This is a genomic window from Micromonospora sp. U56, assembly GCF_018070095.1.
Taxonomy (GTDB): Bacteria; Actinomycetota; Actinomycetes; order Mycobacteriales; family Micromonosporaceae; genus Micromonospora; species Micromonospora purpureochromogenes.
Window position 1 is genome coordinate 1 of the sequence record NZ_JAGPYL010000049.1, and the last position, 12,629, is coordinate 12,629.

At 71.4% G+C, this 12,629-nt stretch carries 9 protein-coding genes and 1 pseudogene; 5 read left to right on the forward strand and 5 right to left on the reverse strand.

Annotated elements, in window-relative coordinates; genetic code table 11:
- Nucleotides 1–185: 185 nt before the first annotated feature.
- The 5 genes from KBX37_RS17655 to KBX37_RS17675 all read right to left on the reverse strand — a co-directional run bounded on the left by KBX37_RS17655 (nucleotide 186) and on the right by KBX37_RS17675 (nucleotide 6,321).
- Complete coding sequence (locus KBX37_RS17655; protein ID WP_210777047.1) at nucleotides 186–1,928, reverse strand: ABC transporter substrate-binding protein; 1,743 nt, start codon at nucleotides 1,926–1,928, stop codon at nucleotides 186–188.
- Between the two features lie 155 nt (nucleotides 1,929–2,083).
- Nucleotides 2,084–3,070, reverse strand: a complete 987-nt coding sequence (locus KBX37_RS17660; protein WP_210777048.1) for an ABC transporter permease — start codon at nucleotides 3,068–3,070, stop codon at nucleotides 2,084–2,086.
- Between the two features lie 10 nt (nucleotides 3,071–3,080).
- A complete protein-coding gene (locus tag KBX37_RS17665) occupies nucleotides 3,081–4,091 on the reverse strand; it encodes an ABC transporter permease (RefSeq protein WP_210777049.1) in 1,011 nt (336 codons plus the stop codon).
- Complete coding sequence (locus KBX37_RS17670; RefSeq protein ID WP_247658319.1) at nucleotides 4,088–5,269, reverse strand: ABC transporter ATP-binding protein; 1,182 nt, start codon at nucleotides 5,267–5,269, stop codon at nucleotides 4,088–4,090. Before KBX37_RS17670 ends, KBX37_RS17665 begins: the two co-directional genes overlap by 4 nt.
- A complete protein-coding gene (locus tag KBX37_RS17675; protein WP_307849107.1) occupies nucleotides 5,266–6,321 on the reverse strand; it encodes an ABC transporter ATP-binding protein in 1,056 nt (351 codons plus the stop codon). Before KBX37_RS17675 ends, KBX37_RS17670 begins: the two co-directional genes overlap by 4 nt.
- Before the next feature lie 288 nt (nucleotides 6,322–6,609).
- Between KBX37_RS17675 and KBX37_RS17680 the strand changes: the two genes are divergently transcribed.
- The 5 genes and pseudogenes from KBX37_RS17680 to KBX37_RS17700 all read left to right on the forward strand — a co-directional run bounded on the left by KBX37_RS17680 (nucleotide 6,610) and on the right by KBX37_RS17700 (nucleotide 12,627).
- Nucleotides 6,610–7,158, forward strand: a complete 549-nt coding sequence (locus tag KBX37_RS17680) for a Uma2 family endonuclease (protein WP_210777051.1) — start codon at nucleotides 6,610–6,612, stop codon at nucleotides 7,156–7,158.
- Nucleotides 7,159–7,191: 33 nt separating this feature from the next.
- Nucleotides 7,192–8,628 carry a TldD/PmbA family protein gene (locus KBX37_RS17685; RefSeq protein ID WP_210777052.1) on the forward strand — a complete coding sequence of 479 codons (1,437 nt, stop codon included), beginning with the start codon at nucleotides 7,192–7,194 and terminating at the stop codon, nucleotides 8,626–8,628.
- Nucleotides 8,625–10,013 (forward strand): annotated as a pseudogene (locus KBX37_RS17690) (TldD/PmbA family protein); the annotation flags it as partial. The gene KBX37_RS17685 and the pseudogene KBX37_RS17690, both read left to right, overlap by 4 nt.
- A 194-nt stretch (nucleotides 10,014–10,207) precedes the next feature.
- Complete coding sequence (locus tag KBX37_RS17695) at nucleotides 10,208–11,551, forward strand: BtrH N-terminal domain-containing protein (RefSeq protein ID WP_210777054.1); 1,344 nt, start codon at nucleotides 10,208–10,210, stop codon at nucleotides 11,549–11,551.
- Between the two features lie 269 nt (nucleotides 11,552–11,820).
- Nucleotides 11,821–12,627: a hypothetical protein gene (locus KBX37_RS17700; RefSeq protein WP_210777055.1), complete on the forward strand. Its 807-nt coding sequence runs from the start codon at nucleotides 11,821–11,823 to the stop codon at nucleotides 12,625–12,627.
- Nucleotides 12,628–12,629 lie beyond the last annotated feature (2 nt).

Genomic DNA, 12,629 nt, shown 5'->3' on the forward strand with positions numbered 1-12,629 from the left:
CATCCCCGCCACGATCTCTGTTGCACACACATCGCGATCATGGCGGGGATGATCTATTTGTCGAGCACCGCCAATCGGCGCGTCTCGCTATAACCCTCAGTCCTCAACCGGTTACCCGACGGTCTCTGAGACGCGGAAGGCCCCGGCCGACACCGTTGTCGACCGGGGCCCGTCCCTACCGCGAGTTACTGCTTGACGTGCGCGTTGACGAAGGCCGGGTAGCCGAAGACGCTGGAGATGAAGACCCCGCCGGCCTTGGAGCCGTGCACGACGTAGGCCACGTCGACGTAGAGCGGCACCACCGGGGCGTGCTCCTTCATGATCCGCTCATCGAGCTTGCCCCACTCCGGGCCCTGGTCGGCCGGGGACATGGCCAGGATCCGGTCGAACTCGGCGTTGATGGCCGGGTCGTTGAAGTAGGACTGGTTGCTGTTGCCCTCGGCCTTGATCGACCGGCCGTCGTAGAGCACGGGCAGGATGGACGCGCCGCTCGGCCAGTCCGCCGCCCAGTTGCCGATGTACAGGTCCCAGGGGTTGTTCTTCTTCTTGATCTCGTCGAGCTTGGCGTCGTCCGGGATGTTCCGGATCGTGATCTTGAAGCCGGCCTTCTCCAGGTTGCTCTTGATCTGGGTGGCCATCTCCTGCTCCTCCGAGTCGTCGGAGGCGCCGAGGACGAGCTGCGGGGTCTGGCCGCCGAGCAGCTCCTTGGCCTTGTCGATGTCGCCGCTGGCGCCCGCCGGGTACGCGTCGTACGCCTGGTAGCCGATCGTCGCGGGCGGCATCAGCGTGGTCAGCGGGGCCGCCACGGAGGAGCCACCGAGGGTCTTGATCAGGCCGTCCCGGTCGATGGCGTAGTTGAGCGCCTGCCGGACCTTGAGGTCGGTGACCCGCTGGGTGTTGATGACCAGCTGGTTGGCGCTCGGCGTCGGGGAGAGGATGGTGCGCGACTTCAGGTTGGCGTCACCGGCAACCTTGGCCACCAGCGAGGCGGGCACGAAGTTCCACGCGAGCGCGCTCTGGTCCGCGCCGTTGTCGGCGATCACCCGGTTGTTCGCGGCGTCGGCGGTCGGGCCGAACGTCCAGACGAACTGGTCCGGGTACTGGTGCCGCACCGGGTCGGTCTTCGGGTCCCAGTTCGGGTTGCGGTCCAGGGTCAGCTGCACGCCGACCTGGTGCTTGGCGACCTTGTACGGCCCCGACGAGAACGGCTTCTGGTCGAGGTTGACGCCGGTGTCCATCTCCGGCTTGAGCGGCGCGGTGGTCGGCAGCGAGACGGCGAACGGCAGGTCGCAGCGGGGCTTGGCGAACTCGAAGCGCAGCGTCTTCGCATCCGGCGTGGTCAGGCCCGGGGGCAGCCCGGTCTTGTTCTTCTTGAAGTCCCACTTGGTGTCGAACTGCGGGCTGTCGGCCAGCCACTCCTGGATGTAGGTCGGGCCGCCGGGCAGGTCCGGGTCGAAGGAGCGGGCGATGCCGTACGCGATCTCCTTGGCGGTGATCGCGGTGCCGTCCTCGAACTTCACCCCGTCCTTGATCTTGAATTCCCAGACCTTGCAGTCGTTGTTGACGTTGGTGCCGGGCGTCTCGGCCAGGTCACCGACGAGCACCAGGCCGCCCTTGCCGTCGTCCTTCCAGGTGGTCAGGTAGCGGGCGAAGAGCGGGTTGGCCATCAGGCCGGCGAACGAGTACGTCCGCTGCGGGTCCAGGTGGGAGATCGGCGTCTCCCGGATGATGCTGAAGGTGCCGCCCTTCTGGGCCCCCTCGACCTCGGCCGCCGGCCCCTGGGACTCCTTCGGGTCGGTCGCGATCACCCCGGTCTGCTTCCGGTTGTTGTCCACCACCGGGCCGTCGTCAGTGTTCTTCGTGCACGCGCCCAACGCCACAACCAGTGCGATAGCGCCGGATGCGGCTGCCGCCACCCGTGGTCGCATGTCGTACCTCCTCCACCGTGTGCTCTGCGGGCGCCGGGCGGGGACCCGCCGACGTCCCGAGGATCGTAAAGAAGAAAACCTTCGAGTTGTGTAACAGTTGTCGATAAATTTCGACGAGGCGTACATCGGGTGTCCGCCCCCGACCCGCGACCGCGTCAGCCCAGCCGGACCCGCGGGTCGATCGCGGCGTAGAGCAGGTCCACCACCAGGTTGGCGACCACCACGAAGAAGGCCGAGATCAGCACGGTGGCCATGATGGTGGGCAGGTCACCGCCCTTGACCGCGTCCACGGCGGTACGCCCCAGCCCGGTCAGGCCGAAGGTCAGCTCGGTGATCACCGTGCCGCCCAGCGCCCCGCCGACGTCCAGCCCGGCGATGGTCACCACCGGGGTGATCGCCGCGCGCAGCGCGTGCCGCCCGTACACCTGGGGTTTGGCCAGGCCCTTGGCCCGTGCGGTCCGGACGAAGTCCTCCGACAGCGTCTCCAGCATCTGCGCCCGGGACAGCCGGGCGTAGATGGCGGAGAAGAGGAAGGCCAGCGCGACCCAGGCGAGCACCAGCCCGCTCGCCCACTTCAGCGGGTTGTCGAGGATCGACGTGTAGCCGGGCACCGGCAGCAGCCGCGTCGTGTAGACGAAGACCAGCAGCAGCACCGCGCCGACGAAGTAGAGCTGCAACGAGGCGCCGGTCAGCGAGAAGCCGATCGCGGCCCGGTCCACCCAGGTGCCCCGACGCAGCGCGGAGATCATGCCGAGACCCACCCCGAGCAGCAACCAGAGGATCGCCGCCGGGATCACGATGCTCAGCGTCACCGGCAGCACCCGGGCGATGGTGTCGGAGACCGCCTCGTTGGCCACGTAGGACCAGCCCAGGCAGGGGGCGTCACACCGCCCGCCCTGGGCGCTGCCCAGGTCCCGGCCGGTGAAGATGCCCTTCATGTAGCCGGCGTACTGGGTGACGAGCGGGTCGCGCAGCCCCAGCTCCTGGCGTACCCGCTCCAGCCGCTCCGGGTTGCAGTTCTTCGGGCACATGCCGCTGACCGGGTCGCGGGGCAGCGCGAAGAACATCAGGAAGGTCAGCACGCTCACCACGAAGAGGGTGAGGGCGGCGGAGAAGATCCGCTTGATCAGGAAACGGGCCATGTCGGCACCCCTACCGCGACGACTTCGGGTCGAGCGCGTCGCGCAGCGCGTCCCCGAAGAGGTTGAAGGCCAGCACCAGCAGGAAGATCGTGACGCCGGGGAAGAAGACGTACATCGGGTCGGTCTCCAGGTAGCGCAGGCTCCGGAAGATCATCCGGCCGAAGCTCGGCGTTTCCTCGGAGAGCCCGACGCCGATGAAGGCCAGCGCCGCCTCGCTGGTGATGAACTGCGGCACCGCCAGCGAGAAGGCCACCAGGATCGGCGCCCAGATGTTCGGCAGCAGCTGCCGGAAGAGCATGTGCCCCAGGCCGGCGCCGCTGGCCCGGGCGGCCTCCACGAACTCCCGCTCGCGCAGCGCGATCACCTGCCCGCGGACCAGTCGGGCGGTGCTGGTCCAGCCGAAGACCGCGAAGATCGCGATCAGCATCGCCACGCCGAACGCCTCGGGCACCGCGTCGCGCTCGCCGTAGAAGCGCAGCACCAGCGTCGGCGTCAGGGCCAGCGCGATGATCAGGAACGGCATGGCCAGCACCAGGTCGGTGATCCAGGTGATCACCGCGTCGACCCAGCCGCCCAGGTAGCCGGCGACGACACCGAGCGTCACGCCGAGCGCGGTGCTGAGCACCGCCGCCGAGAAGGCGATCAGCAGGGAGGTCCGCAGGCCGTACACCATCCGGATGAAGATGTCCCGGCCGGTGCCGGGCTCCAGCCCGAACCAGTGCTCGCCGGAGATGCCGCCCAGGTAGCCCAGCGGCATGCCGCAGCACGAGTCCAGCTTGTCCTTGAAGTCCTCGCCGGGACCGACGCCGTACACGATGGACAACAGCGGGGCGACCAGCGCGACCACCACGAAGAAGACCAGCAGGGCGGCACTGACCCGGGCGGTCCGGTCCCGGCGCAGCCGGGCCAGCGCGAGCTGGCCGGGTGACCGGCCGACGACGCCTCTGCTCCGCGGCGCGTCGCCGTCGCCGCCGGACTCGATCTCCGCCAGCGCCACGCCCTCGATCGGGGACAGACTCACTTCGCCACCTCCTCGCCGCTCGCGCCCACCGATCCGGCCGGGGGCGTCGACCCGGCCGGGGGCGTCGACGCGGCCGGAGCCGTCGAACCCGCCGACTCCACCGACTCCGCCGGCCGCACCGGGACCACCGGGCCGGCGGCGGCCACCGGGCCGGCCTCCGGGCTCCTGCCGGCCGGTTCCCCTTCGGGGCTCGTGCCGGCCGGTTCCCCTTCGGGGAAGTGGCAGGCGGTGGCCTGCCGGCCGCCGTCCCGGGGCACCAGGGCCGGTTCCTCGGTGGCGCAGACGTCCTGCGCCTTCCAGCAGCGGGTCCGGAACCGGCAGCCCGAGGGCGGGTCCAGCGGCGTCGGGACGTCGCCGGCCAGCCGGATCCGGCCGGCCGGACCGAGCGCCGTCACGTCCGGGATCGCCGACAGCAGGGCCCGGGTGTACGGATGCTGCGGCCGTTCGTAGATGTCGGCCCGGTCGCCGACCTCGACGATCCGGCCGAGGTACATGACGGCGACCCGCTGGCAGAAGTGCCGCACCACGGCCAGGTCGTGGGCGATGAACACGAACGCCAGGTCGAGGTCGCGTTGCAGGTCCCGGAGCAGGTTGATCACCTGCGCCTGGATCGAGACGTCCAGCGCGGAGACCGGCTCGTCGGCGACGATCAGCTTGGGCCGCAGCGCCAGCGCCCGGGCGATGCCGATGCGCTGCCGCTGTCCGCCGGAGAACTCATGCGGGTAGCGGTTGTAGTGCTCCGGGTTCAGCCCGACCAGCTCCAGCAGTTCCTGCACCCGCTTGCGCACCCCGCCGGGCGGGTCGATGCCGTTGACCTGCAACGGCATCGCCACGATCCGGCCCACGGTGTGCCGGGGGTTCAGCGAGGCGTACGGGTCCTGGAAGATGATCTGGAGGTCCTGCCGCAGCGGCCGCAGCTCCCGCCGCCGGGCGTGGGTGATGTCCCGGCCGGCGAACTCGATGGTCCCGGCGCTGGGCTCCAGCAGCCGCACCAGCATCCGGCCGGTGGTGGTCTTGCCGCAGCCGGACTCCCCGACCAGGCCCAGGGTCTCCCCCGGCCGCACGTCGAAGTCCAACCCGTCGACCGCCCGCACCAGCCCCCGGCTGCGCAGTCCGGTGCGCACCGGGAAGTGCTTGGTCAGCCCGCGTACCCGCAGCAGCGGTTCGGTCTCGCTCATCGGGCCACTCCCACCTGTGCCACGTCCTCCTGGTAGAGCCGGGTGCGCTCCTGCGCGGACAGGTGACAGGCGACCAGGTGGCCGGCCTCGCCCGCCGGGCCCAGCTCGGGCACCTCGGTGCGCGAGCGGTCACCGTTGCGGCCGGCGTACCGGCAGCGCGGGTGGAACGCGCAGCCCGACGGCAGGTTGATCAGCGAGGGCGGCGTGCCGGGGATCGGCACCAGGTCCGCGTCCGCGTCGCCGTGCAGCGAGGGCACGCTCGACAGCAACCCCCAGGTGTACGGGTGCTGGGGGCGCCGCAGCACCTGCTCGACCGTGCCCCGCTCGACCGCCCGGCCCCCGTACATCACCAGCACGTCGTCGGCGACCTGGGAGACCACGCCCAGGTCGTGGGTGATCAGGATGATCGCCGAGTGGAACTCGGCCTGCAGGTCGGTGAGCAGGTCCAGGATCTGCGCCTGCACGGTCACGTCGAGGGCGGTGGTCGGCTCGTCGGCGATCAGCAGGTCCGGGTCGTTGACCAGCGCCATCGCGATCATCGCCCGCTGCCGCATGCCGCCGGAGAACTCGTGCGGGTACTGGTCGAAGCGACGCGCCGGCTGCGGGATGCCGACCCGGCCGAGCATGTCGACCGCCCGGGTACGCGCCTCCCGCCGACCCGCCCCCGGGTGGTGCACCCGGTACGCCTCGGCGATCTGCCGGCCCACCGTGTAGTAGGGGTGCAGTGCCGACAGCGGGTCCTGGAAGATCATCGCCATGTCCCGGCCGCGCAGCCGGCGCACCTCCTCGTCTCCGAGGCCGACCAGTTGACGACCGCCGAGGGTGATCTCCCCGGTGATGGTGGTCCGCTTGGCGTCGTGCAGGCCCAGGATGGCCAGCGAGGTGACGCTCTTGCCCGAGCCGGACTCGCCGACGATGCCGAGCGTGCGCCCGCGCGCCACGTCGAAGGAGACCCCGTCGACCGCGCGCACCACGCCGTCGGTGGTGGCGAAACTGACCCGCAGGTCGTCGACCCGCAGGTGGGCCGCCTCGACGGCGCGCTGCTCCGGCACGCCGGGGCGGTCGTCCGACTGCCCGGACGGCACGGGTTCCGGACTGGCCACGACCGCCTCCCTCAGGTTGTAGAGAACCTACAACAAAGATTCGAGGGTGAAAATAAGCTACAAGCGGCGGAGCTGTCAGCGGCCCACAGCGTAACGAGTCGACAACGGGCGTGAACAGCCCTCACCAGGACATCCACCCCGGCAACTCGATGTCGTGCCACCACGGTCGCACCTCGGGTGCGACCATGGTGGCGGCACCCGCGGGAGGATTCCCGCCGGCACGAGGTGGAGGTGACCATGACCGCGGCGGTGTTCGACCACGAGGGACCGTGGACCGAAGAGGAGTACCTCGCCCTCGGCGAGACGCAGCAACGCGTCGAACTCTTCGACGGGAGCCTCCACGTGACCCCAGCCCCCACTCCCCGCCACCAGAACATCTCCGGCGAGCTTCGGGCCGTCCTGCGGCAGCCGGCTCGCGAAGCGCGACTCCGGGTCCTGGAGGCGGTCAACGTCCGGCTACGGCCGGGTCGCATTCTCATCCCCGATCTCGTCGTCACCGGTGAGATCGACTTCGACGAGGTCAACATCGAGGCGCACGACGTCCGTCTCGTCTGCGAGATCATCTCGCCGAGCAACGCGGCGACCGACAAGGTGCTCAAGATGCACTATTACGCCACCGCAGGTATCGAGTGGTACCTCCTGGTGGAGCAGGAGAACGGCACCCTGCACCTTTATCGCCGGCAGAGCCGGCACTACGTGGAGCAGTCGGTGGCCAAGGTCGGCGAGACGCTGGAGCTGACCGAACCGGTTCGCGCCACCATCAGGCCGGAGGAGCTACTGCCCTGACGGATGTCGGCCGGCTCGCCTAGGGTCGGGCGCATGACCGAGTTCGACGCGGCCTCCGCCGCCGTCCAGGCCGCCCTCGACGCCGGCGCCCGGTACGCGGACGCCCGGGTGATGCACCGCCGCTACGAGTCGATGTCGGCCCGCAACGGCGCCATCGAGGAGCTGACCCAGGACGAGAGCATCGGCCTGGGGGTGCGGGCGCTGGTCGGATCGAGCTGGGGCTTCCACGCCGTACCCGAGCTGTCCGACGCCGCGGCCCGCGATGCCGGCCGGCGCGCCGCGGCGATCGCCGCCGCGAGCGCGCGGGTGCCCGGCCCGCCGATCGACCTGGTGCCGACCGACGCGACCGTGGCGAGCTGGGCCTCGTCGTACCGGGTCGACCCGCTCGGGGTCGCCCTCTCCGACAAGGGCGACCTGCTGGTCGGGGCCACCGCGACGATGCGGGAGCACGGCGCCGACCTGGCCGAGGGGCTCTACCAGATCTGGGACACCGCCAAGTGGTTCGTCTCCAGCGAGGGGCACCGGATCGACCAGCGCATCCGCGAGTGCGGCGGCGGCATCTCGGCCACCTCCATCGGTGACGGCGAGACCCAGCGCCGCTCCTACCCCAGCTACCGGGGCCAGTACGGCACCACCGGCTGGGAACTGGTCGAGTCGCTGGACCTCCCCGCGCACGCCGCGCGCATCGCCGAGGAGTCCCGGGCGCTGCTCACCGCGCCCGAGTGCCCGGCCGGCGAGACCGACCTCATCCTCGGCGGCGAACAGCTCGCGTTGCAGATCCACGAGTCGGTCGGCCACGCCATCGAGCTGGACCGCATCCTCGGCTGGGAGGCCGCCTTCGCCGGCACGTCCTGGTTGGACCTGGCCCAGCTCGGCTCGCTGCGCTACGGCTCCGAGCTGATGAACATCACCATCGACCCGACCATCCCGGGCGCGCTGGGCAGCTTCGGCTTCGACGACGAGGGCTCCCCGGCGGTCCGCCGGGACGCGGTCCGCGAGGGGCGCTGGGTGGGCGTGCTCGCCGGTCGGGACTCGGCCGCCGTCGCCGGTCTCGACCACGGCGGCAGCGTACGGGCCGACGGCTGGGCCCGGCTGCCGATGGTCCGGATGACCAACGTGGGCCTGGAGCCCGGCCCGCACACGCTCGACGAGATCATCGCCGCCACCGACGACGGGGTGCTGATGGACGTCAACCGCTCCTGGTCGATCGACGACAAGCGGCTCAACTTCCAGTTCGGCTGCGAGATCGGCTGGGAGGTGAAGAAGGGCCGGCGCGGGCGGATGCTGCGCAACCCCACCTACACCGGCATCGGCCCACTCTTCTGGCGCTCGATGGACATGCTCTCCGCCGAGACCGTCGCCTGGGGCACGCCCAACTGCGGGAAGGGCCAGCCCGGCCAGGTCGGCCACACGGGCCACCCGGCCGCCCCGGCCCGCTTCCGTTCCGTCCGAGTGGGGGTGCGTGCATGACCGAGCTGGACGTCGCCGGTCAGGTGGTGGAGCTGGTCCGCCGGCTGGCCGGCCCCGACGCGCAGGCCGAGGTGGCGGTGACCCGGCACGACCTGGCGCTGACCCGGTTCGCCAACTCCTTCATCCACCAGAACGTGGCCGAGTCCGGGGTCTCGGTGCGGCTGCGGCTGCACGTCGACGGCCGGACCGCCGCCGGCGGTGGCAGCCTGGTCGACGCCGACGGCCTGCACGCGCTGGTCGAGCGGACGGTGGCGGCGGCGCGGCTCTGCCCGCCGGACCCGGCCTGGCCGGGGTTGACCCCGCCCACGGCGGTGCGCTCCAGCGGCCTGCTCGACGAGGACACCGCCTACGCCGAGCCGGACGCGCGGGCGGACCGGGTCCGCGCCTTCGTCGACGCGGTGGGCGGCCTGGAGGCGGCCGGCTACTGCCGGACGTCGTACCGGTCCGGGGCGTTCGCCAACTCCGCCGGCCACACCGCGCAGGGCCGCACCACCGAGGCGGCGATGGACGGCATCGCCCGGGCCGGCGGCGCGGACGGGGTGGCGCGGCTCTGCGCCGACCGCCTGGCCGACCTCGACGGGGCGGCGCTGGGCACCCGGGCCGCCGGCAAGGCGCGCGCCGCCGCCGACCCGGTGGAGCTGCCCCCGGGCCGGTACGAGGTGGTGCTGGAGCCGGCCGCGGTGGGCGACCTGCTGCAGAACTTCTCCTGGTACGGCTTCAACGGCAAGCGGTACGCCGAGCGGCAGTCCTTCGCCGAACCGGGCAATGCCCAGTTCGACCCGTCGGTGACCCTGGTCGACGACCCGCTGCACGCCTCCGCCCTCCCGTACGACCTGGAGGGCAGCGCCCGGCGGGCGCTGACGCTGGTCGAGGCCGGGGTGACCCGCGCGGTGGCGCACGACCGGCGCAGCGGCGCCGAGGTGGGCACCGGGTCCACCGGCCACGGCATGGTCGGCGCCTCCACCTTCGGCCCGATCCCACGCAACCTCCGCCTGCTCGCCGCCACCGGCCCGGGCGGGCGGCCCGACGGCGGCGCCGAGGTCACCCCCGGGGCGGTGGCGGACGGGGACACTGCCGCGCTGGTCGCCGGGATGGAGCGCGGGCTGCTGGTCAGCGACTTCTGGTACACCCGGGTGCTCGATCCGAAGAGCCTGGTGATCACGGGGCTGACCCGCAACGGGGTGTGGTTGGTCGAGGACGGCGTGCCGACGCGGGCGGTCCGTGACTTCCGGTTCACCGAGTCGTACCCGCGGGCGCTGGCGCCGGGCGCGGTGCTCGGCCTCGGCCGACGGCCGGTCCGCCAGCCGGACCGGCTGGACGGGGTCTGGTGGGAGGCGCCGGCGCTGCGCCTGGCGGCGTGGAACTTCACCGGCGGCGCCTCCGGCTTCCCTCGGGTAGCGGGGTCGCGCGCACGCTCGCGTGCCGGACCTCCTGACCTGGCGCCCACGCCGCCTGGCCGAGCGGGGGCGAAGGTGGCCCGTTGCCATCGCGAGTGACGCGTGTCGTTCGGGCCGATCCGCCGGATGGACGCGACGCCGGCGTGGGGTACGGCGGTCGCGCTGTCCAGAAGGCGTAGCTCATGACCGAACAGAAGAAGCTCAAGCAGCGGGTACGGGCCCGCATGGCGGCCACCGGCGAGAGCTGGACCACCGCCCGCCGCCAGGTGCTGGCCCACGCCGAGCCGTCGGCGGACCGGGTGCTCCCGCCGGGCCTCGTGCCCGGCTACCGCACCTTCGGTCCCCGCCAGCACCGCGAGTCGGGGCTGCTCGCCCACGTGCTGGCGGCACAGGGGGTGCGCGCGCCGCACACCGACGCCCCGTACACCGAGGCCATGCTCGCCGGGCTCGGCGGCGGTGTGGGATTCATGTACGCGGTGTTCGAGTACCGCGATCTGCCCCCGTTGCTGACCATCGTGGCCCAGCACCATCCACAGCCCTGGGTACCGGCCGCGCTGGACCGGCTGGGCCTGCCGTACGTCGAGGAACACAGCTCGAAGGCGGGACCGGCGATCGACCGGCTCCGGACGGCGCTGGGCGGAGGCCGACCCGTCTTCGCCACCGTGGACCGCAGTCGACTCCCGTGGCACGGGCTGGAGCCGGGGCCCGGCAACGACCCCTATCCGGTGGTGGTCGCCGGCGTCGACGGGGATGTCCTCCACCTGGACGACGAGGGGCCGCACCCCCGCCAACTCCCGGTGCAGGCGTTCGCCGCCGCCTGGTCGGCCCACCGCAAGGGGCGCCACCAGGCCGTCACGGTCACCGCCAGCCGCCAGCGGACCGACCTGCCGACCGCGATCCGCGACGCCGTCGCCACCACCGTCGCACACCTGACCGGTCCGGTCCTCCACAACAGCTTCGACACCAACTTCGGCTTCAGCGGCATGGCGAAGCTCGCCCACCAGTTGCGCGACACCCGCACCAGAACCGGTTGGACCCGGCGCTTCGGAGCCCCGGTGCCCTTCTTCCACGGGGTGCGCCGGTTGTACGAGTGCCTGGAGGTGGAGTACACCGCGCCCGGCGCCACCCGGCCGGTCTACGCCGACTTCCTCGACGAGGCCGCACCCCTGGTCGGCGACCGGCTCACCGAGGCCGCAGCGCTGTTTCGCCACTCCGGTGAACAGTGGTCGCGCCTCGCGGCACTCGCCCTGGACACGGTGCAGGGACTCGGCGCGTACACCGAGGTGGCCGAGCAGCGCATGGCGCTGGTCTTCAGCCGGGGGCGCGACGCCGAGGCCGAGATCCGGGAGCTGACCCGGCGCCTGGCCGAACTCGCCGAGGAGTTCACCGCCGAGGACCAGCTCGGGGCGGTCGGCCGGCAGGAGCTCTTCGCCGCCATGGCGGATCTGGTGGAATCCTGCCTGGAGTCGGAGCGGCACGCGGTGACCGCGTTGGCCGGCAGGACCATCGGCGGGGTCTCCGGCTGACCGTCCGGCGTCAACCGGAGACGATCTTTCCCGGTTGACGGACATTGATCATGCTCCGGGTCTTTCCAACCTGCGGGACACACGGGACACTGCGTTGCGCGGCCGGGCCGTGGAGATCGGCGTAACGTGTGTCACTTAGCTGCGCCGTCACGCCGGTGCGGTCGTTGGTGTGCGCAAAGACGTGGCAGTGGACCCCAGTCCCACCGGTCCGCTGACCGAACGGAACGTGATCCGCCGCCCGCGAGGGCCCCGTCAGGGAGACGACTCGAATGACATCAACGGCAACGAAGCCGCTGGGGGCGCGGGCGCGCGCCGCCATCGCGGCGAAGACGTTGCGGACCGACCGATGGTGGCTCGCCCCACTGCTCACCTTCCTCGGGCTCAGCGCCTGGGTCGCGTACGCGACGGTCCGGGTCTTCATGCACGACTGGTACTGGGTCGACGCGTACCACTACCTGACCCCGTTCTACTCCCCGTGCGTGACCGACCGGTGCATCGAGGGTGCCTCGCACTTCGGCCGGTTCCTGCCCGGCTGGTGGATCGTCCCGGACGCCGCGCTGACCCTGCCGTTCCTGCTGTTGTTCCGGTTGACCTGCTACTACTACCGCAAGGCGTACTACCGCTCGTTCTGGCTGTCGCCGCCGGCGTGCGCGGTGCCCGACGGGCACAAGGCGTACAGCGGCGAGACGCGGTTCCCGCTGCTCGGGCAGAACCTGCACCGCTACTTCTTCTACGCCGCCGCGATCATCTCGCTGATCAACACCTGGGACGCGATCCTGGCCTTCCACTCGCCGAAGGGCTTCGGCTTCGGGCTGGGCAACATCATCCTGCTCGGCAACGTGGTGATGCTGTGGGCGTACACCATCTCCTGCCACTCCTGCCGGCACATCATCGGCGGCCGGCTCAAGCACTTCTCGAAGGCTCCGATGCGTTACAAGGCCTGGACCTTCATCTCCGCCCTGAACGTCCGGCACATGCAGCTCGCCTGGATCACCCTCGGCACCCTCGCGCTCACCGACTTCTACGTGATGGCGGTCGCGGCCGGGTGGTTCAACGATCTGCGGTTCATCAACTGAAG

What these genes read in the sequence shown, in the direction of transcription:
- KBX37_RS17655 (WP_210777047.1), bottom strand. Translation starts at nt 1,928, where the DNA reads ATGCGACCACGGGTGGCGGCAGCCGCATCCGGCGCTATCGCACTGGTT.
- KBX37_RS17660 (WP_210777048.1), bottom strand. Translation starts at nt 3,070, where the DNA reads ATGGCCCGTTTCCTGATCAAGCGGATCTTCTCCGCCGCCCTCACCCTC.
- KBX37_RS17680 (WP_210777051.1), top strand. Translation starts at nt 6,610, where the DNA reads ATGACCGCGGCGGTGTTCGACCACGAGGGACCGTGGACCGAAGAGGAG.
- KBX37_RS17700 (WP_210777055.1), top strand. Translation starts at nt 11,821, where the DNA reads ATGACATCAACGGCAACGAAGCCGCTGGGGGCGCGGGCGCGCGCCGCC.
- KBX37_RS17695 (WP_210777054.1), top strand. Translation starts at nt 10,208, where the DNA reads ATGACCGAACAGAAGAAGCTCAAGCAGCGGGTACGGGCCCGCATGGCG.
- KBX37_RS17670 (WP_247658319.1), bottom strand. Translation starts at nt 5,269, where the DNA reads ATGAGCGAGACCGAACCGCTGCTGCGGGTACGCGGGCTGACCAAGCAC.
- KBX37_RS17685 (WP_210777052.1), top strand. Translation starts at nt 7,192, where the DNA reads ATGACCGAGTTCGACGCGGCCTCCGCCGCCGTCCAGGCCGCCCTCGAC.